15 protein-coding genes and 1 tRNA gene are annotated in these 19935 nt (G+C 56.1%); 9 read left to right on the top strand and 7 right to left on the bottom strand.

The features are described 5' to 3' along the window. Positions 1-106 precede the first annotated feature (106 nt). Both KP705_RS09845 and KP705_RS09840 read right to left on the bottom strand, forming a co-directional pair. Positions 107-2632 (bottom strand): TonB-dependent siderophore receptor, encoded by a 2526-nt coding sequence (locus KP705_RS09845; RefSeq protein WP_215764387.1) that lies wholly within the window; start codon positions 2630-2632, stop codon positions 107-109. A gap of 171 nt (positions 2633-2803) precedes the next feature. Then, positions 2804-3982: a mechanosensitive ion channel family protein gene (locus KP705_RS09840; RefSeq protein ID WP_249202792.1), complete on the bottom strand. Its 1179-nt coding sequence runs from the start codon at positions 3980-3982 to the stop codon at positions 2804-2806. Positions 3983-4424: 442 nt separating this feature from the next. Between KP705_RS09840 and KP705_RS09835 the strand changes: the two genes are divergently transcribed. From KP705_RS09835 to cysE, 3 genes are all read left to right on the top strand, one after another. Continuing rightward, positions 4425-6617, top strand: a complete 2193-nt coding sequence (locus tag KP705_RS09835) for a TonB-dependent siderophore receptor (protein ID WP_046900683.1) — start codon at positions 4425-4427, stop codon at positions 6615-6617. A gap of 65 nt (positions 6618-6682) precedes the next feature. After that, entirely contained in the window at positions 6683-7900 is a 1218-nt protein-coding gene (locus tag KP705_RS09830; protein ID WP_046900682.1) for a UbiH/UbiF/VisC/COQ6 family ubiquinone biosynthesis hydroxylase, read from the top strand. Then, on the top strand, positions 7897-8673 hold the full coding sequence (cysE, locus tag KP705_RS09825) for a serine O-acetyltransferase (RefSeq protein WP_211498635.1): 777 nt from the start codon (positions 7897-7899) through the stop codon (positions 8671-8673). The genes KP705_RS09830 and cysE overlap by 4 nt, the downstream gene beginning before the upstream one ends. Before the next feature lie 75 nt (positions 8674-8748). On the opposite strand, the gene KP705_RS09820 is transcribed toward cysE, so the two are convergent. After that, complete coding sequence (locus tag KP705_RS09820) at positions 8749-9909, bottom strand: aldose epimerase family protein (protein ID WP_099211670.1); 1161 nt, start codon at positions 9907-9909, stop codon at positions 8749-8751. Positions 9910-10226: 317 nt separating this feature from the next. Between KP705_RS09820 and KP705_RS09815 the strand changes: the two genes are divergently transcribed. Further along, complete coding sequence (locus tag KP705_RS09815; protein WP_046900679.1) at positions 10227-11033, top strand: VacJ family lipoprotein; 807 nt, start codon at positions 10227-10229, stop codon at positions 11031-11033. A 10-nt stretch (positions 11034-11043) separates the two neighbouring features. Further along, positions 11044-11640: a phospholipid-binding protein MlaC gene (locus tag KP705_RS09810; RefSeq protein ID WP_046900678.1), complete on the top strand. Its 597-nt coding sequence runs from the start codon at positions 11044-11046 to the stop codon at positions 11638-11640. 80 nt (positions 11641-11720) lie between these two features. Here KP705_RS09810 and KP705_RS09805 read toward each other — a convergent pair whose 3' ends face one another. The 4 genes from KP705_RS09805 to KP705_RS09790 form a co-directional block, all read right to left on the bottom strand. Beyond that, on the bottom strand, positions 11721-12077 hold the full coding sequence (locus tag KP705_RS09805) for a pilus assembly protein N-terminal domain-containing protein (protein ID WP_215764386.1): 357 nt from the start codon (positions 12075-12077) through the stop codon (positions 11721-11723). A gap of 85 nt (positions 12078-12162) precedes the next feature. After that, entirely contained in the window at positions 12163-12660 is a 498-nt protein-coding gene (locus KP705_RS09800) for a GNAT family N-acetyltransferase (RefSeq protein ID WP_046900676.1), read from the bottom strand. A gap of 74 nt (positions 12661-12734) precedes the next feature. Beyond that, on the bottom strand, positions 12735-14414 hold the full coding sequence (gene ettA / locus KP705_RS09795) for an energy-dependent translational throttle protein EttA (protein ID WP_046900675.1): 1680 nt from the start codon (positions 14412-14414) through the stop codon (positions 12735-12737). Between the two features lie 77 nt (positions 14415-14491). Then, positions 14492-14565, bottom strand: a tRNA-Ile gene (locus KP705_RS09790). 219 nt (positions 14566-14784) lie between these two features. Here KP705_RS09790 and KP705_RS09785 point away from each other — a divergent pair. The 4 genes from KP705_RS09785 (at position 14785) to KP705_RS09770 (ending at position 19889) form a co-directional block, all read left to right on the top strand. Next, the gene (locus KP705_RS09785; RefSeq protein ID WP_215764408.1) at positions 14785-16923 is read left to right on the top strand and encodes an FUSC family protein; all 2139 of its coding nucleotides are present in this window, start codon (positions 14785-14787) and stop codon (positions 16921-16923) included. 115 nt (positions 16924-17038) lie between these two features. Continuing rightward, positions 17039-17440, top strand: a complete 402-nt coding sequence (locus KP705_RS09780; protein ID WP_046900991.1) for a hypothetical protein — start codon at positions 17039-17041, stop codon at positions 17438-17440. 205 nt (positions 17441-17645) lie between these two features. Continuing rightward, complete coding sequence (gene ppa, locus KP705_RS09775; protein ID WP_046900674.1) at positions 17646-18167, top strand: inorganic diphosphatase; 522 nt, start codon at positions 17646-17648, stop codon at positions 18165-18167. A gap of 189 nt (positions 18168-18356) precedes the next feature. Beyond that, positions 18357-19889, top strand: a complete 1533-nt coding sequence (locus KP705_RS09770; protein WP_086633471.1) for a carbohydrate porin — start codon at positions 18357-18359, stop codon at positions 19887-19889. Positions 19890-19935: the final 46 nt, after the last annotated feature.

The raw sequence follows: 19935 nt of genomic DNA, 5'->3' as shown, positions 1-19935 counted from the left end.
ATGGCCCAGATTGTACCAGTTCAACAACAATATACGAAACGGCCCGGAGGCACCGGAAAACCGGCACCTCCGGGCATTTCTGCTCCGTCTGGGTCTTGAAGGACAATCAGAACGTGGCGTTGATACGGCCGTAATAATAACCGCCAGCAATGCCAATACCGGAAGAGTCCGTGTCGTAAGCATTCGCCCCGAGGTAGTTCAGATACTTGGTCAGACGGCGCGGACGCTGGTTGAAGATGTTATTAGCGCCCACAGCGAAGTGCCACATGTGATTGAGACGGTACCCAACCTCAAGATCCGTCAGCCAGACTGGCGTATTCTTGAACTGTCCCCAGCAGACGTTGGAATACTGAAGGCTCTGCCCCTTGCAGGTCAGGCTGGCAGGCGTCTGATCCTGATAGGTCAGCATGGACGTCGTTTCGCCGTAGCGCGTCTGACGGAGGTTCACATCCCACTTCCCGATCGTCCAATACGCGTTCAGGATGATCTTGCTGCGCGGAGAGGTGGACGTCAGATACGCAATGCTCTGTTCGTTGAGATAAGGATTGCCCTGAGAGTTCGTGTTGATGTGGCTGACACGGGTCCGGTTGAGGTTGAGAGCCATGGTCAGGTCCAGGTTGCCATACTGATGCATGTGCAGCAGATAGTCAGACTGGATATCAAGGCCCTGGGTCCGGGTGCTGCCAACGTTGGCAAAGTAATTGGCAGACACGTCAGACGTCGTAATACCCGTTGGCAGTGTTGCGCCCGTCATTGCAATCGCCGAGATGGCGGAGTCACCATAAACAGAACCGGCGCCGGAAATCCGATCACGAATGTTGATCTGATAGACGTCCGCCGAGAGATGCCAGCCATCAACGGGCTCAAGAATAATACCACCCTCGGCACTCGTGGAGCGTTCAGGCTTCAGATGCTGCGCGCCAAGGCTCTTGCCAGCCGCACCGGACGTGGACAGCAGACCGGATGCACCCGTCGGCGACACATTCAGAGAGCTGAAATTTTCTTCCGGCAGCGTTGGCGCACGGAAACCGTTGCTGATCGTGGCACGAACGGCAATGCGCTTGGTGATGTCGTACCGTGTGGAAACCTTGCCATTCTCGGTATTGCCAACGTCCGTGTAGTGCTCAAAACGGCCTGCAAAATCGAGATCCCAGTGCTTCAGCGGATGGAAGTCACCATCAAGATAGGCAGCCCAGACGTCACGGCTCCACTTACCGGCGTTCTCTGGCATCAGGCCCGCATAACCCTGCGTTCCACCGTCAGCATAAGACCCAACTTCGCCTGGCCAGATCTGGTAGGTTTCAAGACGATGCTCGCCACCGAAAGCCACCGTGACCGGTACGAGATCAGCGATTTTCAACTGCCGGCGGAAATCCAGATTGTTGGTCCACTGGGACAGGCGATACGTCTCGGCACGAACCGTCGTTGGGGATGTTCCCGTAGCTGCAATCAGATTCGGGTTGGCGGTGTTCTTGTTGCCGATATCGTCTTCATCCGCACCATAAGTGGAGCTCAGGTCCCAGGAGAAACCGAAGAAATTATCCCCCTTCAGACCCAGGGTCGCAGCATAATCGTTCTCTTCAATGGTTTCGAGCGGAGAGAAACCATAAGGATACAGCGTCGGGGCAACAGACGGCATACGATAGTTTTCGTAAGCCTCGGAATGACGGTGAGCATAGGTGATGAGGCCATAGCCATTCACACCTTCCGTCAGCGTCTTGCCAAACTCGATGCTGAGATTTTCGCGGGTTTCTTCTGGTGTGCTCAGGATCTTGTTGGAATCGTGCGGGACATTATAGCCCTTGTATTCAGAATTCCCCGGAACAGTTCGCACGTCCGTCGTGTTCGGGACCATGTGATCGGTGTGGTACATCTGTCCGCTGATGTGGACATACCCGTCCCCCAGGAAGCCGAAGCCACCATCCGCGCCAAGCTGATACTGCCAGCCATCGCCGTTATAGGCGTTTGCACCCGTCTGCGCGGTCATGTTCAGGCCATGCGGCGTCTTTTTCAGAATGATGTTCACAACACCTGCAATGGCGTCTGAGCCATACATGGCGGCCGCGCCATCACGCAGAATTTCGATGTGATCAATTGCAGAAGCCGGGATCATATTCAGATCGACCGGCGTTGAGCCCTGCTGCGGACCGGCATCGGCGTAAATGTTGGCAGTCGTATGACGACGCTTTCCATCCACGAGAACCAGAACTTCGTTCGGGTTCAGACCACGCATACGGATTGAAGACGTCAGCGCACCGGCATCGGCTCCCATGGCGTTGACCGTGATGGACGGGTCCGTACGGACGATAGCGTCTGCAAGATTCATCTGCCCTGAACGGCGCAGCGTCGCAGCCGTGAGAACACTGATAGGGCTCGTCGAATCCCGGGCGCGGCGGTTGAACGCATGCGTTCCCGTCACGATCATCTGCTCATTTGTATTGCTATCAACGGCATGAGGGCGACGCGGCGTGGCGGCAGCCTGACGGACGACTGTTTTCTTCCCTGTGGTCTTGGCCGTCACCTTTGCAGGCGCCGTGGCCTTGGTCGTTTTATGCACGGCAGCAGAGGCCTGATGTGCTGGGTGCAAAACCGTAACGATTGTAGTGGCGAGAAGAAGTGACTTGAGGCGCATTCAGGCAGTCCTAATCAGATCCGGTGTTCGGTTCAGATTAGAAACGTTTTAAAATGTGTCTACGATTATTCCTTTGTCAGAATGTATCACAGGATTTCCAGTGCATAAATGCCACACTCCTGTGGGTTCAAAACGAAATTTTTGAACCCAGAAGTATGGCACTGAGAAATTTCAGGAAACCGCTGATGTGTTCAGGTCCGGTCCGCGATATTTTCCGTCGCCTGGCCGGTTGACGGGCGGCGACATGAGGCTTTCGGGCCACGGCGTGTCAGACGGAGAATCCGATACGACCGCAGTCCGTCCGCGCGGCAGACATTCCGGCATTTCTACCTGGATACGGCGCAGCATGCGTTCGCGGATATCGCACGACAGGTTCCACATGTTTCCTGCATCCGCCGCCCCTGCGATCATGCGGATGGAAATGACCTGAGCATTACTGTCTGCAATCTGGCAGGCGATGGAGGAACGATCCTTGTCCCAGTCCGGACAATGCTCGATTTCTTCCATGAACATTGCCCGCAAGCGATCCATCGGTGTCCGGTAATCCAACCAGAGAAAGATGGAGCCGATCAAAGACTGTGAACTATGCGTCCAGTTCTGGAACGGATTTTCGAGGAAATAGGAAATAGGCACGATATAGCGGCGGCGATCCCATGTCCGCAGGACGACATAGGTCGCATTAATCTCCTCAACCCAGGCCCAATCTCCGTTCAGGATCAGCATATCTTCCATACGGATCGGCTGCGTAATGGCGATCTGAATACCTGCAATCAGATTGGACAAGGCCGGTCGGGCGGAGAGACCCACGATCAGGGAGGCGGCACCGGCAGAGGCAAAGAGCGAAACGCCAAATTTCTGAACGGAATTGAAAACCATCAGAGACGCAGCGACGGTCAGCACCCCGAAGGTGATCTCAATCAGACGACGGAGCACCCGGATCTGCGTCTGATGAGACCGGACCGTGATGTCATCCACGTTTTCCTTGGCACTGATCCGGTTCAGGTACTGATCGGTCGCCAGACGAAACGCCCTGATAATGCCGAAGCCCAGGTTCATAATGAACAGGCAAGCGAGCACGTGCGCGAGAAGCTTTTCAGTCTCGGGAGAGAAGCCCTCCGTCGCTGGCAAAGCTGCGCTGGCGGCTATGATCATCAGAAAATAGCGGACATTCATCCTTAACCTGATGGTTAAAGCATGAATGAACTGGATCTTCCTCAGGCCCGGCAGGCGGGGCAGCGCATCCGTGATGATCCGGCTGAACAGAAGAGCAATCAGCGCCGCTGCAATCAGCAGAAGAACAGAACCCAGCGGGTCAGGCAGCCAGTCGAACTGGTGACGAAGGCTGGACATTGAGTCCACATAATTCTGTCTGAACATTGGTCTCCCTAGACGATCACCTGTCATCCACCATCAGGTCACGCGGAGGCTGCATCCTGAGCGAATGAAATGCTGTAAGCGGCGTCCACCAGCCCGCATTTGGCCAAGGACGTCAGACTACAACAGCAGGCAGACCCAACTGTTCCCGAAATACGAACAGTTCCATTTTCACTATTTTAATTTGTTATTATATTGTTGTACGATTTATGTTGCCGAAATGAGACACTGATTTACCCGTCTTTTCGGCCCCACAGATACCAAACAGCCGAAGCGAAAATTTTAAGAGAAAATCAGTATTTTTAAGCCTTTTCAGTTCCTTATCACAACAAACTACAAACACCGATTCATGTTGTAATTTATAATTATAAACATATTTTAGTGGTTGTTTCATATTATAACTATTTGGTGTAGTTTTATGGCCGCCGCCACTTCCGTTCTGTCATCTGTGTTTTCGTTTGCTCTGCTCATGTCAGGGACCTCGGCCATTGCCCTGGCAGCAGACGCTCAGGACGAGCATTCTCAATCCGAGCGAAAACCCTCTGTCGCACCCCATCATAACGGACATTCCAAACCAGTCCCCACGCCCCATAAGCAGCCCAGTGCAAAAAGCGAAAGCGTGACGGTTCTCGGTCATGCCCATCAGGCTGACGGCGGAGCGCTAGGGACGCGCCGCCTTCTGGATACGCCATTTTCGATCAAGGTCGTGACGGCAGCAGAACTTCAGGAACGGCAGGTCAAATCGTTGGCACGCGTTTTTTCACAGGATGCATCGGTCATTTCAAACGGCGACACGTATTCGTTCAACGCCTATTCCGTCACGGTCCGGGGCGTACCGCTTGACGATTACAACGGCTACAAGATCAACGGTACGCCCTTCTTCATGACAACCGTGGAACTCCCGCTTGAATCATTCGAAGCGGTGCAGCTTCTCAAGGGTGCTTCCGGTTTCATGTACGGCTTCAACGCGCCCGGCGGCATCATCGATTTCCAGACGAAAAAGCCAACCGACGCCCGCACATTTTCCTTTGATGCCGGATACAGCTCAGGCGCCGTGGGCAGTCAGCACATCGACACGGGTGGGCGCCTTTTCCGAAACGATATTGTTGGATATCGCCTCAACCTCACCCATGAAAATGGCGAAACCTATAACGGATCGCACGTCACGCGCTTTTCAGGCTCCCTATCCACGGATGTGCGGCTCGCTCACAACCTTCTGTGGACAGCTGACGCCATTTATCAGGACCGTCAGGTCCGTGGTGGCGTGCAGGACTTCTTTATTGATGATCCGTCCGCCTATGGCAGCAACCGTCTTCCCGATGCCATCAGCGGACATAAGAACCTGACGGCATCTCCGGCAAGTATGTTTACGTCCCACACCCTGTTTGTCTCAACCGGGCTGCATTGGGATATTACAAAAAACTGGACGGCGCGCATCGATTACAGCCACAGCATGGACTATCGCCGCTACCGCGGAGAGTGGATGTCCCTGCAGGATCAGGGTGGCAACTATGACACTTATATGAGCACCAATCCTGGAAGCTGGGCACAATATGATCAGGTTCAGGCCATTCTGGAAGGCAAGTTCCGGACGGGTTTTATCCGGCATGATTTCACGATGGGAGCGGCCTGGCAGGGACTCAGCAAATATCTGCCATATGACTCTGATTACGTGAATATCGGAGGCCAGAACCTCTACTCGCCGATCACTAGCCGTTCTTATAGCGGAAGCTGGGACACCGCGACCTATCGGAATTATCGTTCCGATCAGGTCGGTCTTTTCGGCAGCGACACCCTGACATTTGACAAACACTGGTCACTGCTCGCCGGCATTCGCTTTACCGATTTCCACCAGCTGACCTGGACGTCCGCCGGGACAAAAACAGCGCTGCGCACTACGCCACTGACACCAACTGCCGCCCTGATGTTCCATCCATGGAAAGACACCACCATTTACGCCAGCTACGTTCAGGCGCTGGAAAACGGTGGGACCGTGGGAGACACCTATAAGAACGCACGCGAGACCCTTCCGCCCATCCGTTCCGATCAGGTTGAAGTGGGTGCAAAGATTGCGCGCCAGACCTGGGACCTGACAGGCGCGCTCTATCGCATCACGCGAGGGGCGCAGTATGCCAATGCGGACAATGTTTATGTGTCGAACGGCACCGTCACATATCAGGGCGCAGAACTCAGTGGTCATGTCGATCTGCCGTTTGGCATTACCCTCACGGACAGTCTGGGTGCCGAAGGCGGAAAATACAGCAAGGCAGATGCCAGCGTTAAAGGGAACAAGATCGAGGGCATTCCGCTGTTCCAGAATGTCTTTCAGCTGACGGACCGTATCCCGGGCGTGCCGGGTCTCTCGGCAACTGCGGAAGTTCATTATACCGCGTCAATGTGGGGGGACAGTTCCAACAGCTTCCATGTCCCGAGCTATACGCTGCTCAATCTGCGGGCCAGCTATCGCACCAGCATCGGCCGTCACAAGGTGACGCTACGCGCTGAACTCGATAACGCCACGAACCTTCATTACTGGGGCTTTCTGGCCTCTGATTACTTCTTTGTCGGGACACCGCGCGCTGTCTTCCTGAACGCACGCTTCGATCTCTGATCTTTTCTGCCCCTTTCTGCCCTCTTCCGCTCCACACGTCACAGGAGTAGGACAGGGGCAGGGAGATGAGCACGATGACCAAGACACATTACGACCTGTGCATTAACGGAGCTGGTCCTGTTGGCGCGACACTGGCCTGTCGCCTGGCAGCCGAAGGTGTACGGGTTCTGCTCATTGACCGTGCGGCTCTCCCAGGCATGGAAGATCCCTCTCTCGATGGCCGGGCATACGCCATTGCGGAAGGCTCACGCCAGATGCTGGAAGCCGCAGGTATCTGGGACAATCTTCCCGGTGTGTCCCAGCCGATCCGTGAAATCCGCGTCTCGGATGGCCGCCCGCACGAGGCTCCCTCGCCGCTTTTCCTGCATTTCGGTGTGGACGATGCCCCTGAAGGCATGAATTTCGGCTGGATGGCAGAAGCACGCGATCTGCGTCTCGCCATTAACCGGACGCTTGAACAATACGAGACGCTGGACGTCCGCGCGCCAGACACTGGAACCTTCACGTTCCACCCGGATCATGTGTCGATCCGTTTGGCATCGGGTTCAACCGTGACGGCCAAACTGGCTGTCGCCGCTGAGGGACGTCGTTCCCCATTGCGCGACCAGGCCCGCATCGGCCTGACCAAACTCCCCTATCATCAATGCGGTATCGTTGCGACAATCGCACATGAAAAGCCCCATGACGGCGTGGCGCTGGAACAGTTCCTGCCCGAAGGGCCTTTCGCCCGACTGCCAATGCCAGGAACGGCTGAGCATCCGCATCGGTCCGCTATTGTCTGGGCAGAAGGCGAAGGTCGCGCCCAGCGCTTCCATGACCTTCCCGATGAAATCTTTGCCCGCGAAATCCGTGCCCGCATGGGCGATGAGGATCTGGGCGCCATCACACCTATTGGCCGCCGCTGGATTTATCCGCTGTCAGCGCAATATGCGCAGACATATATTGCGCCGCGTCTGGCTCTCGTTGGAGATGCGGCCCATGGTATTCACCCGATTGCAGGTCAGGGGCTGAATATCGGTTTTCGGGATGTCATCGCTCTGGCAGACTTGCTGATTGACGCCCATACGAAACGTACAGATCCGGGCAGCCGAGAACTCCTTGTCCGCTATCAGCGCCGCGCCCGGCCCGGCAATATGGCCATGCTGGCCGCCACGGACATTCTGGAACGTCTTTTTGGCAACGATAATCCGGTTCTGCGGCGCGTACGTGACCTCGGTATTGCGGGCGTTCATCGTCTGCCCCGCCTGAGACGCGCCTTTGTTCGCAAGGCGATGGGCGTATGAGTTCAACCGTAAATCTTGATCAGCTCTGGCGAAATATGCAGGCACAGGCCTGCAGCTGCCATGATCCTTTGATTCAGGATGTTTTCGCTACGAATATCGGAGACCATCACAGCTTCAGCTCGGGCCTTGCGTCCCTTCTAGGTACAAAGCTGGCGGATCGGTCCATTTCTGCTACGGCCATCACACGGCTGGTCACTTCCATTCTTCTGGAAGTCCCCGGCATAGCCGAGTCAGCCGCCGAAGATATTCTGGCAATTCATGACCGTGATCCGGCCTGCCCGGATCTGGTGACACCGTTCCTGTTCTTCAAAGGCTGGCAGGCGTTACAGGTTCATCGTATCGCGCATCACCTCTGGCAGAAAAACAGACGGCATCTGGCTTATCATTTTCAAAGCCGGGTCAATGAGCTGTTCGCAATCGACATTCATCCGGCCGCGCGCCTTGGTCGACGCCTGAGCATCGACCATGGAACGGGGATTGTGATCGGGGAAACCTGCATCATCGAAGATGACGTCTCCCTGTTCCAGGACGTCACACTGGGTGGCACAGGGAAACTGACCGGGAACCGACATCCGATCGTACGCCGAGGGGCCATGATTGGATCGGGTGCCAAGGTGCTGGGGCGCCTCATCATCGGCGAAAATGCCCGTATTGGTGCGGCATCAGTCGTTCTGGAAGATATCCCTGCCAATGCGACGGCAGTCGGAAATCCGGCCAGGATTCTGGAGCCTTCCAAAGTCAGTGCTGCAACAGACGCCAAACTTCCGTCCTGAGCGAATACAGAAAGAGGCCGCCTCCTTTCGGAGAACAGCCTCTTCCTCAAGTAAGGCCTCGTTGGCGTTACGCGCTTACTGATTCGAGAACTTGAACGTCGTCGTGTAATCGAATGTCTGACCCGGCTTCAGCTCCGTCGTGGGAAAGGACGGATGGTTCGGGCTGTCTGGATAATGCTCGGCTTCAAAGGCGATAGCGTCTGTCTGACGATAAGCGTGGCCGGAAATACCTGCGTACCCACCGTCCAATGAATTGGACGTGTAAACCTGTAGCCCCGGCTGGTTGGTCAGAACTTCCATGCTCCGGCCAGAGCGTGGGTCATAGACTTTTCCAGCGAGACGCGGCGCCTGTCCATATGCTCCGTTGACGACCCAGTTCATGTCGTAACCACGCGCATACATCATCTGGATGTCATTGCTGCGGAGGCGTGCGCCCACTTCAGTTGGCTTGCTGAAGTCCAATGGTGTGCCTGCAACTGGTGCAAGCTGACCCGTCGGGATCGAGGTGCTATCGGTCGGGGTATAGCTGTCTGCGTTGATCTGAAGGATTTCCGGCTCAATGCTACCAGAGCCTTCGCCATTCAGATTCCAGTAGCTGTGATTTGTCAGGTTCAGAACCGTCGGCGCATCGGTTGTCGCCACATAATGCAGTGACAGAGCATTGTCGTTCCCCAGCGTATAGGTCACGTGCGTTGTCAGTGTTCCGGGGAAGCCCTGGTCTCCGTTCGGACTGACCAGCTTCAGCGTCACATAGGAGCCGCTTGCAGAGACGCCTGTCTTTTCAAGCGTCCAGACGTTCTTGTCGAACCCCTTTTTACCACCATGCAGAGCGTTCGGGGCAGCCGTAATGTCAGTGTGGTAGATTTTCCCATCTACCGGGAAGCTGCCGCCTGCGAGACGGTTTGCGTAACGGCCGATAATCGCTCCGAAGAACAGTCCACCCTTGGCGCTATCGACGGTGTATCCCTTGAGATCGCCAAACCCAAGGACGATATCCTGCGGATGCCCATTACGATCCGGCGTTTCAACAGATTGAATAATGCCACCATAGGTAATGACGCGTACCGTCACGTTATGGTCATTCTTCAGGGTAACAATACGGACAGGCTTACCATCGGGCGTGTTGCCCCATGGCTGAGAGAGTGCCGTTGGACGCGCCTGAGCAGCCCCAAGAGACAGGCCAACTAGGGCCACGGTGGCAAAAAGTGGTGCTTTACAGGCAGAAAATCTGGACACTGGAAAATTCCCTGGTGTTGAGTTGCCGCCACACTGCTCTCAAAATATTTCAGCCGTCAAAGTCGCCGGAGTGTCCTTCTGACTTCTGGATCGTTAAAGGATCTCGTCCCTTCCCTGTGTCATAATTTGGATACATAGAGGGGTGCAGCTTGGCACAGTATAGGCTATGACTACGGCCTTCCGCAGTTTTCCGCGACGGACGGCTCATGGCTCCGCTGGCGGCACACCAATTGAATGGGAACGGATTTCGAAAATTTCCGTTTTCAGATGAAGTCTTTGTGAGCACGCCCGCGGAGTGGGGTTTTTGAGGAATGGTTATGGACTCTCGGCAGGACAGAATCGGTATCAGGGCGACGCGCTCGCGTCGTGGCAGAGCCATTGCAGGCGTTTTGGCACTGCTGACGCTGGGGGCCTGTGGCTCCCTGCATAATCCCCCGCCGAAAGATCCGGACGACCTTGCTGATTACAAGGCTGCCAACGATCCGTACGAGCCGCTGAACCGGAAGATGTATAACGTCCAGATGTGGGCTTATCACGTGGCCCTGCGTCCCGTGGCCAAGGCCTGGATCTGGGCGGTTCCGAAGCCGGTTCGGCACAGTATTTCCAACATCAATGAAACCTGGCGTGAGCCTGCGGTGTTCTTCTCTGATGTTGGGGCTGGAAAGCCCCGTCGTGCGGGTGACTCGTTCATGCGCTTCACGATCAACATGAGTGCGGGAGTGGCGGGTTTCTTCGATGTTGCCAGTCTGGTCGGTTACAAACAGCATGAGACTGACCCGGGGATGACGATGGGAACATGGGGCGTGAAGAGCGGCCCATACCTCTTCATTCCGTTTGTCGGCCCCAGCAACTTCCGCGATGGTATCGGCTATGGGATCGGGCAGGCTCTGACCCCGATCAATTATGTGCCAAGAGGTTATGGTCTACTGACATTCAACTGGGCCTACAATATTCTTGGAACGGTTGATGGCTTTGCCAACAGTGTGGATCAGATCGACCATCTGGAGCAGGACAGCCTTGATCCGTACTCCTACGTCCGTAGTGCCTGGCAGCAGAACCGCCAGAGCCAGATTGACGCTATGACGAACGATCACCGCGCCACCACCCCAGACTGGTACAACTGAGGACAAACGCATGCTTAAAGCCTTTTCGCGCCGGACCCTTCTTGGTGCTTTTGCTGCAGCCCTCACTTTCGGGGCTGGCGTCGCTCATGCCAATCCGGCAACAGATTTCGTGAATTCCTTTGGTGGCCAGTTGGTCAGCATTGTTAATTCCGGCAAGCCACTGGGTGAAAAGAAGCGCGAAGTCCTTCCGCTTCTTCAGTCCAATGTGGATATTCAGGGCATTGCCCGCTACTGCCTCGGCCGCTACTGGCGCACCGCCACCCCGGCACAGCAGCAGAAGTACCTGCAGCTTTTCGATCAGGTTCTGGTCAACACGATCACGGATCAGATCGGTAACTATCAGGGTGTGAGCTTCCGGGTCACCGGTACGAGCTCAACCCCGGATGGCGAACGGGTCAATGCACTGATTGACCGTCCGGGCCAGCCAGAGGTCAACATGCAGCTTATCATCGGTGGAAATCCACCGAAGGTCGTGGACATGTATGGTGAAGGTGCCAGCCTGCGCATGAACCAGCGCGGCGATTACAGCTCCTATCTGGCTCGCCACGGTGGCGATGTTGGTGCTCTGAACTCCGCTCTGGAGCGTCAGCTCAGCAATCACCACTAAGTGCTGCACATCGAAGCTAACACTCTGAAAAAGGCCTCCTGAACGGGGGGCCTTTTTTTTTGATTCTAACCTACAAGCCTTTATCGCGGGGCCACGTGCTGCACTGTAATGTGGAACCGATAGATTGTGTCTTTTCCGGTGAACAGTGCATCGGTCCGGCCTTCCTGATGGGCCAGAATTTCCGCCACTTTCTGGGACACGAGATTGACATGAACAATTGCAGGCAAACTGATAGACGCCGTCTGCAGGTTAGGAGGAAGAGCTACGATCTCCGTTCCTCCCAACGTCATAACGAGCGTATGCTCAATGATGCGCATACCACCAACCGCCGACTCAGCTGGTTTGGGGTCTGCGGCCCGAGCGGCCGATAGAGAGGCCACACCCAAAGCCAGCACAACAAGACCTGCCGTTCGTATGTTTTTCAGAAAATCGACCATATTTATTCCTCGACGACCGCGTCGTCTTAATTCAAATGCTCACACCTGAAAGCGACAGGAAAAATTCCCTGCTTTCTGCACCTTTTCAGGCAGGAGCAATTTCGTAGAGGAACATCGTATCGCCATCCCGCTTGAAAGTATCGATATGACGCATGCCGATACTTCCCAGCACCATACGGGACGCAAGATTATCTTCGCGGGCAACGGCTACGATCCGGGGCTCACCCTCATCAAGGACATACCGGATCGCTGCACCCGCAGCTTCACGAGCAAGTCCCCGGCCAGCAGCCCACGGAAAAATAGAGAATCTGAGGCCAAGGCCGCGTCCATCGGGGCGCTCATGCACGCCCGTCATCCCGACGAAGCGACCATTTTCACGGATGGCAAAAATACCGATACGGCGACGAGCCCAGAAGGCGACGTCTTCAGCCATATCCTGCTCTGCCTCGGTCCGGCTGCGCACACCACCAAGCATACGGCCAAAGGCACCAGCATCAGCCTTCAGGGCGATCATGTCCTCAAGGTCCGGCCAGTTGACCGGAGTGAGGACGAGACGTGCTGTACGGAGTTCTCGCCCTAACAACCGGGCCTCCTCAAACCGTCAGAAACCGGGGCAGAATAGCCTACCCCGGTGACGTGCAAAAGGAACGGTCCGTCTTAGCGGGCCAGCGGGCGATATTTGATGCGGCTTGGCTCAGTCGCATCCGGGCCCAGACGGCGGCGCTTGTCTTCTTCGTAGTCCTGGAAGTTGCCTTCGAACCACTCGACATGGCTATCGCCTTCGAAGGCCAGGATATGCGTGGCCAGACGGTCAAGGAACCAGCGATCATGGGAGATGACCACCGCACAGCCAGCGAAGTCTGCCAGAGCATCTTCGAGGGCACGCAGCGTATCAACGTCAAGATCGTTGGTTGGCTCATCGAGCAGCAGGACGTTGCTGTCTTCCTTGAGCATCTTGGCAAGATGAACGCGGTTACGCTCACCACCTGACAGGATACCAACACGTTTCTGCTGGTCAGAGCCCTTAAAGTTGAACGCTCCGACATAGGCACGGGACGGAACCGTCCGCTTGCCAAGCTGAATGACGTCCGTACCGCCGGAAATCTCTTCCCAAACGGTCTTGTTGCCATCCAGCGTATCGCGGGACTGGTCAACATAGCCGAGCTTCACCGTCTCGCCGACCTTCAGAGAGCCACCATCCGGCGTATCCTGGCCTGTGATCATCTTGAACAGCGTGGACTTACCCGCACCGTTCGGACCGATCACACCCACGATGCCACCCGGCGGGAGCTTGAAGTTCAGGCCATCGATCAGCAGACGATCACCAAAGCCCTTCGTCAGGTTTTCGGCCTCGATCACCGTACCGCCAAGACGTGGGCCCGGCGTGATAACGATGTCCGCCGTGCCACCAACCTTCTCGGAGTTGGCTGCCAGCATCTCTTCGTACTTGGTGATACGAGCCTGGCTCTTGGCCTGACGCGCTTTCGGAGAGCTGTTGATCCACTCCTGCTCGGCAGCAAGAGCACGCTGGCGGGAGCTTTCTTCCTTCTCTTCCTGAGCCAGACGCTTGCGCTTCTGTTCCAGCCAGGACGAGTAGTTACCTTCGAACGGATAGCCACGGCCACGCTCAAGCTCGAGAATCCAGTTCGTGACGTTATCAAGGAAGTAACGGTCATGGGTGATAACCATGACGGTGCCCTGATAGTCACGCAGCGTCTTTTCGAGCCAGCTGACGCTCTCGGCATCAAGATGGTTGGTTGGCTCATCGAGCAGCAGAATGTCAGGCTTTTCGAGCAGCAGGCGGCACAGCGCAACGCGGCGACGCTCACCGCCGGAAAGCTTGTCAACCGGGCTGTCTGCTGGCGGGCAGCGCAACGCGTCGAGAGCGATCTCCAGCTTCCGATCCAGCTCCCAGCCGTCACCGGCATCGATGATTTCCTGCAATTCAGCCTGTTCCGAGAGGAGATTGGTCATCTCCTCATCGGACATGGGCTCAGCGAACAGCATGGAAATTTCGTTGAAGCGATCGAGTGCGCGCTTGAGTTCACCAAAGCCGAGAGCGACGTTCTCACCAACCGTCAGCTTTTCATCAAGCTGCGGCTCCTGCTCGAGATAGCCGATCTTGACGCCATCAGCCGCCCAGGCTTCACCGCCGAATTCCTTGTCGATCCCGGCCATCACCTTGAGCAGCGTGGACTTACCCGCGCCGTTGACGCCGAGAACACCGATCTTCACACCGGGCAGGAAGGAAAGGGTGATGCCCTTAAAGACCTCACGTCCACCCGGATAGGCCTTCGTAAGATCCTTCATGACGTAGACGTACTGGTAGGCGGCCATGATGAGGTCTCCTGTTCGGTGGTGGAGTGTGGAATGAGCGGCGGCAAACAGGCTCGCCAGACAAAAATAGAGCACCGTGCGCCCGGAGGGACTCGAACCCCCAACCAAGCCGTTATGAGCGGCCGGCTCTAACCAATTGAGCTACAGGCGCGCGGTAGCTGCACGAAATCGCGCACCTGACACATTTTTGCAAGGGCTGACATGGCGAAATGTCTTTTTTTGCATTATGTGTCAAAGCGCCTCCCGTCCCCGACTGGCCTCTGAAGGCCATTGCCGCCGTTTCGAGAAGGCACCTACCGGTTTTCATTATTCTGGGGGAAGACGTGGCTGGACGCTCATTGAAACACATTACAACGCCGCACATTCGGTGATGCAGGCAAGCGCGACAGCTTTTCTGCAAAAATTCCGCTGGCTCTACAGCCCGGACCCGGTCATGGCCGGCTACGCTCTCCGAACTACTCTGACGTCCCTGCTCGCGCTGGGGATTGCCCTGAAGATGGAGCTTGGCAGCCCGCAATGGGCAGCCCTGACTGTCTGGATGGTCGCGCAGGGCACGCGTGGGCGTAGTCTGGCAAAGGCGAAGTGGCATCTGTTCGGCATGGTGCTGGGCGTGATCTGCGGCGTGATCCTCGTCGCGGTGTGTCCTCAGGCGCCTTTGATGTTCATTCTGCTTCTGGCCGCAGGCATCGGGCTGTTCTGCCTGATTGGCACGTTCATGCCGGGGCCGGCTTCCATGACCAACTACCGTATTCACGGTATGCGGGCGACGGGCTTCACCTACGCCATTGTCTCCCTCGATGGGATCGCGGACCCGCACCACATTTTCGAAATTGCCAGTTCGCGCGCCACATACATTGTGCTGGGTATTGTTCTGGAAGCATCGATTTCCGGGCTGTTCCAGCTCGGCCTCACGAAACGAACGCGCCAACAACTTACCAGCACTTTTGAAGACACTCTAAAGCCAGCGCTTTCAACCATCGCAGACATCCTTGCGGGCAAGACGGATGCTCTGGAAACCATGCAATCTGTCTTCACCCGGATCACCACTTTGGGGGATCAGGTTGAATTCGCTGAGGTCGAGCTGGGACGACAAGACCATGCGGGCGATCATACGCGCGCCGCGCTGGCGAACATCGCTGTTCTCCTGGCGCGAGCCATGGACCTTGCCACGCTGATGCGTCTTCCCCTCAGTCAGGATGACGCGTTTCTCGAACAGGCTAAAACCATCCAGCACATGTTTCTCGCCTTGCCCGCGAGGCTGGAAAGCACCGAGAGCATGGACGCAATTTTGAGCGACCTGCGAGACATCAGGCGGGACTGTCGACGCCGGGTCGTGGAAGATTTCGATACTGTTCTTCCCAAAGCAGAAGACCGCGCTGCCATGCTTCGCCATGGGATGTTGCAGCAGTCTCTGGTCGAACTGATTGATGCGTTGAGAATGGCCCTGCGGCAGTTCGAAGCCAGCCGCAATCCTCAGCCTCACGATCATTTCCATGAGCCTATCCGCTCCTATCGGGACTGGCGGCAGGCCATCGTTAACAGCCTCCGCTCATCGGTAACTGTCTTCGGGGCGGGCGTAATCTGGATTGCAACAGCGTGGCCCAGCGGCCTGACATTCATCATGTTTGTCGCGATTGCATGCAGCCTGTTCTCAACGCTGGAGCGCCCGGCCCTCGCGACACAGGCCTTTTTGCATGGCGCCTGCTGTGCCGTTTTGGCTGGGGGCGTGCTCGATCTGCTCTTGCTGGGAAAACCCACAACATTCGAAATGCTCGGAATGTGGTCTGGCGCTGCCATGATGCTCGGCGGGCTGGCCTTTGCTTATCCGCCGCTGACGCTTCCGGCCGTCTCTTACAACCTGTTCCTGCCCATCCTTCTAGGCCCGTCCAATCAGGGCCGAACGGATGAAATCGTCTATTTCAATACGGCCATGCCGCTGGTTCTGGGGCTGCTCTACACGTCATGGATGTATCGCGTTTTCCTGCCCTATGACCCGGCGCATCAACGCTGGACCATGCGCGAACACATCCTTCAGGACCTGCATCACATTGCAGAAGGCAAAACAAACGCCACACTTGATACAGTGGTCTCACGCAACGTGGATCGCTTCGTCCGACTGATGACCAACTCGGGGAATACACCGTCTCCTGTGGTTCACGCCTATCTGGCGGGGATTCTTTCAGCGATGCGCGTCATGCTGAATCTGCTCCGCCTTCGCGCCATCAACCATGATGCGTCTCTCAATCCCCGCGCGCATCAGGCTCTTGAACTGGTTCTGGCTCGGATGAGCCATTTCAGTGGGCGTTATCACGGACATTATGGGCGAACGCTGCGCGCCACGCTCCTTGCCATTCAAAGACTGCGAGACTGTGAGACAACCGAATCGCGCCCTCGTCAGCGCTTCGTGCTGATCGCTGCCCTGACGGCTCTGGACGTCATTGCAACTGAACTGAACACCAACAAGATATTCTTTGACACAAAGACTCCCTATCTCGACCCTCCAGTGTGAGTGCTCACGAAGAAATGTTCTGAAATAGACTTTTCTTTTCACGAAAAGGGGGGAAATGTTCCGTTTCAACCGCGGAGTGCCGCGGGAAGACAGGGTCTTCAGAAAGGATACCGTCATGTTTCGTCGTATCGTGCCCGCTCTCGGCCTAGCTCTTGGCCTCGGCGTGATGTCCACGGCTGCTATGGCCCAGGAACAGTCGCCACCGCCTCCTGCTGCCGTTCAGGGCACGCCTGGCAAAGATTTCACGGGCGTCTCTCCTGCCAATCTTGCAGGAATCATGAATTACTGCGTCGAACTGCAGTATCTCTCTTATGATGAAGGCAACCCGGCTCTCTATGGCCTGAGCGAAAAGTACAAGGCCACCGAACAGACGGTTGGCAATGAAGACTATGCTCTTGGCACCGCTGGCTTCTTCAACAGCAACGGCAAGCGCTATTATCTGGTGGCCTACACCAACGAAGATGACCGTCGCGCAGCCTGCCACAATGCCCTGAAGGCCGCACAGCCGCTTCTCTGACCCCTGACTTTCCGAGTTTATCGGCTTCTACGAACGCTCCAGCCCTGTGCTGGGGCGTTTTGCGTTTCTGGCGATCTGGCCGAGCGCCCTCAACCCCGCACCTAACGCATTAGCTCCCCATCATGTTTTTGCTTCCGCTCTGGGCAGAAAGGCGCAGGACAGCTAAGGTTCCGCCGTCTTAAAACCAGTTCAGGACGTGAACATCATGGACGTTTCCAAGATCTCGCCCGGCAAAGACGTGCCGAACGACATTAATGTAGTTATCGAGATCCCGCAGGGCTCTCAGGTCAAGTACGAAGTGGACAAGGATAGCGGCGCGATCTTCGTGGACCGTTTCCTGTTCACGCCGATGGCCTATCCGGCAGCTTACGGCTTCATTCCTGGTACTCTCGCCGCTGACGGTGACCCGGCTGATGCCCTCGTTCTCGCTCCGGCAGCCGTCGTTCCTGGCGCCGTGATCCGTGCACGTCCGATCGGCATGCTGAAGATGGAAGATGAGAGCGGCCAGGATGAGAAAATCATCTGCGTTCCGCACGACAAGATTCATCCGCAGTTCACGGACGTGAAGTCCATCGACGACTTGCCAGAGATCACACGCAAGGCGATTGAGCACTTTTTTGAGCGCTACAAGGATCTTGAGCCCAACAAATGGGTTAAGGTAACAGGCTGGGCTGGCAAGGAAGAGGCTGGTAAAGTCATTGAGGCAGCACTCGCAGCAGCCAAATAATACGATGCTGTGGTCCGTTTTATACGGATTATAGTTTACATCGTTTGGTATAGGCTTTGTTTTTTCCTGAAAAACGGAGCCTATATCATATGAACGTGATTTTTTAGAAATTTATCTCATAATCTCTGTTCTTTATCCCGGAAAAAGTGTTACGAAGATCTCGCAACCTGATACCCGAGGATAAGAGACTTGTCTCGCCTGCATCTCTATGCCGCAGCCTGTGCGGTTTGTTTTACGCCCGCCATCGCTGCCGCTGAAGGCGCGACCAAGGCTCCCGCACCTGTCACGACCGTCGTTCAGTCAAAGGCTGGCGACAAGGTTACGACCGTGCGCGTTCTCGCGCCCATCACGGTTATGGACTGGCCAGACCAGAACTCGGAAAACCCGAGTGTTCGCGTTAACACCCCGCTTACAATCATGTCGTTCGACAAGGAGCAGGTACCCCCACTCCCCAAGCCTGAGGCCTTGCTGACCAACCCGTTTGGCTGGAACAAGTGGCTCCGTGACCGCGGCATCGCGATCATGATGGACAATACCAACGAATACACGGGCGCCATCACCAAGCCGACACCGGGCTATGGGCTTCGTCAGGGTAGCAGCAACGCAGGCCAATACAGCCTTGAGAACGATATCGACTGGGAAAAGCTCGCTGGTATTCGTGGCTTCTCAACCCATGCCGTCGTTGTCGGCCGTTACGGCATTCCCGCCAGCCGCATGTTTGGTGACAACCTGAACCCCAGCTCCGAAATCTATGGTGCAGGCGGCAACGTGGTCGTTCACCTTGTCTATGCTTACGGTGAAGAAACACTTGGGAACGGTCATTTTGACGTTGCTGCCGGACGTATTCCGTTCCTGAACGACTTCTCCGCCAACCCGTTGTACTGCAACTTCCAGAACAATGCCTTCTGCGGTAACCCGAAGGCATCCTCTGACAACACAACCCATTCGTCCTACCCAGATGCCGTGTGGGCGGCCCGTATCCGCGTTCGCCCGACAAAAAGCACATATATCCAGACCGGCGTCTATTTCGCGCAGGCAGGCATCTACAACAACGTTCAGTACCGGACGGGCTTCAAGCTCAACGGCGCAGACATCAATGGCGAAGCTGTGCCAGTGGAAGCTGGCTGGGAGCCGTTGGTGGGCAAGGACCACCTGCCGGGTCACTACAAGGTCGGCTACGCCATCGACAATGCACCGCACAAAGACAACTACTACGATGTCAACGGGAACCCGTATGTCATCTCAGGTCTGGCGCAGCGCACGGTCAATTACTCTTGGGCAGCCTGGTTCCTGGCGGATCAGATGGTCTGGCGCCATCATACGCCTGGAAATCCGGACGCAGGCCTTGTCGTGCTGGGTGGCTTCTACGCCAACAGCCCCCGCACCCAGACACGCGCCCAGCAGTATGAAATCGGGTTTGTGGACAGTGGCTTCTGGAAGGCTCGCCCGCTGGACGGCATTGGTGTGAACTTCACCTACGTTCGTGTTGCAGGCAGCGTGTCCGATACACAGCGCCTTCAGCTTGCTCGTGGGATGTCACTCATGAACGGGTCTTACGGGATCCAGAACTACGGCGAAGTGCTTGAAGCGAACTACCGTATCCACGTGATGCGTGGCGTCACCTTTGCACCGGACTTCCAGTACTACTTCCGTCCCGGTGGCCAGGCTGCACTGCATAATGCAGCAATGCTCGGCTTCAAGAGCCACATCCAGTTCTTCTAACCTTTCCCAGCGGCCAGTCAGATATCGTGACTGGCCGCTTTTGGTA

The organism is Gluconobacter sp. P1D12_c (genome assembly GCF_018812105.1).
Taxonomy (GTDB): Bacteria; Pseudomonadota; Alphaproteobacteria; order Acetobacterales; family Acetobacteraceae; genus Gluconobacter; species Gluconobacter oxydans_A.
This window is presented reverse-complemented; position numbering and strand designations above follow the sequence as displayed.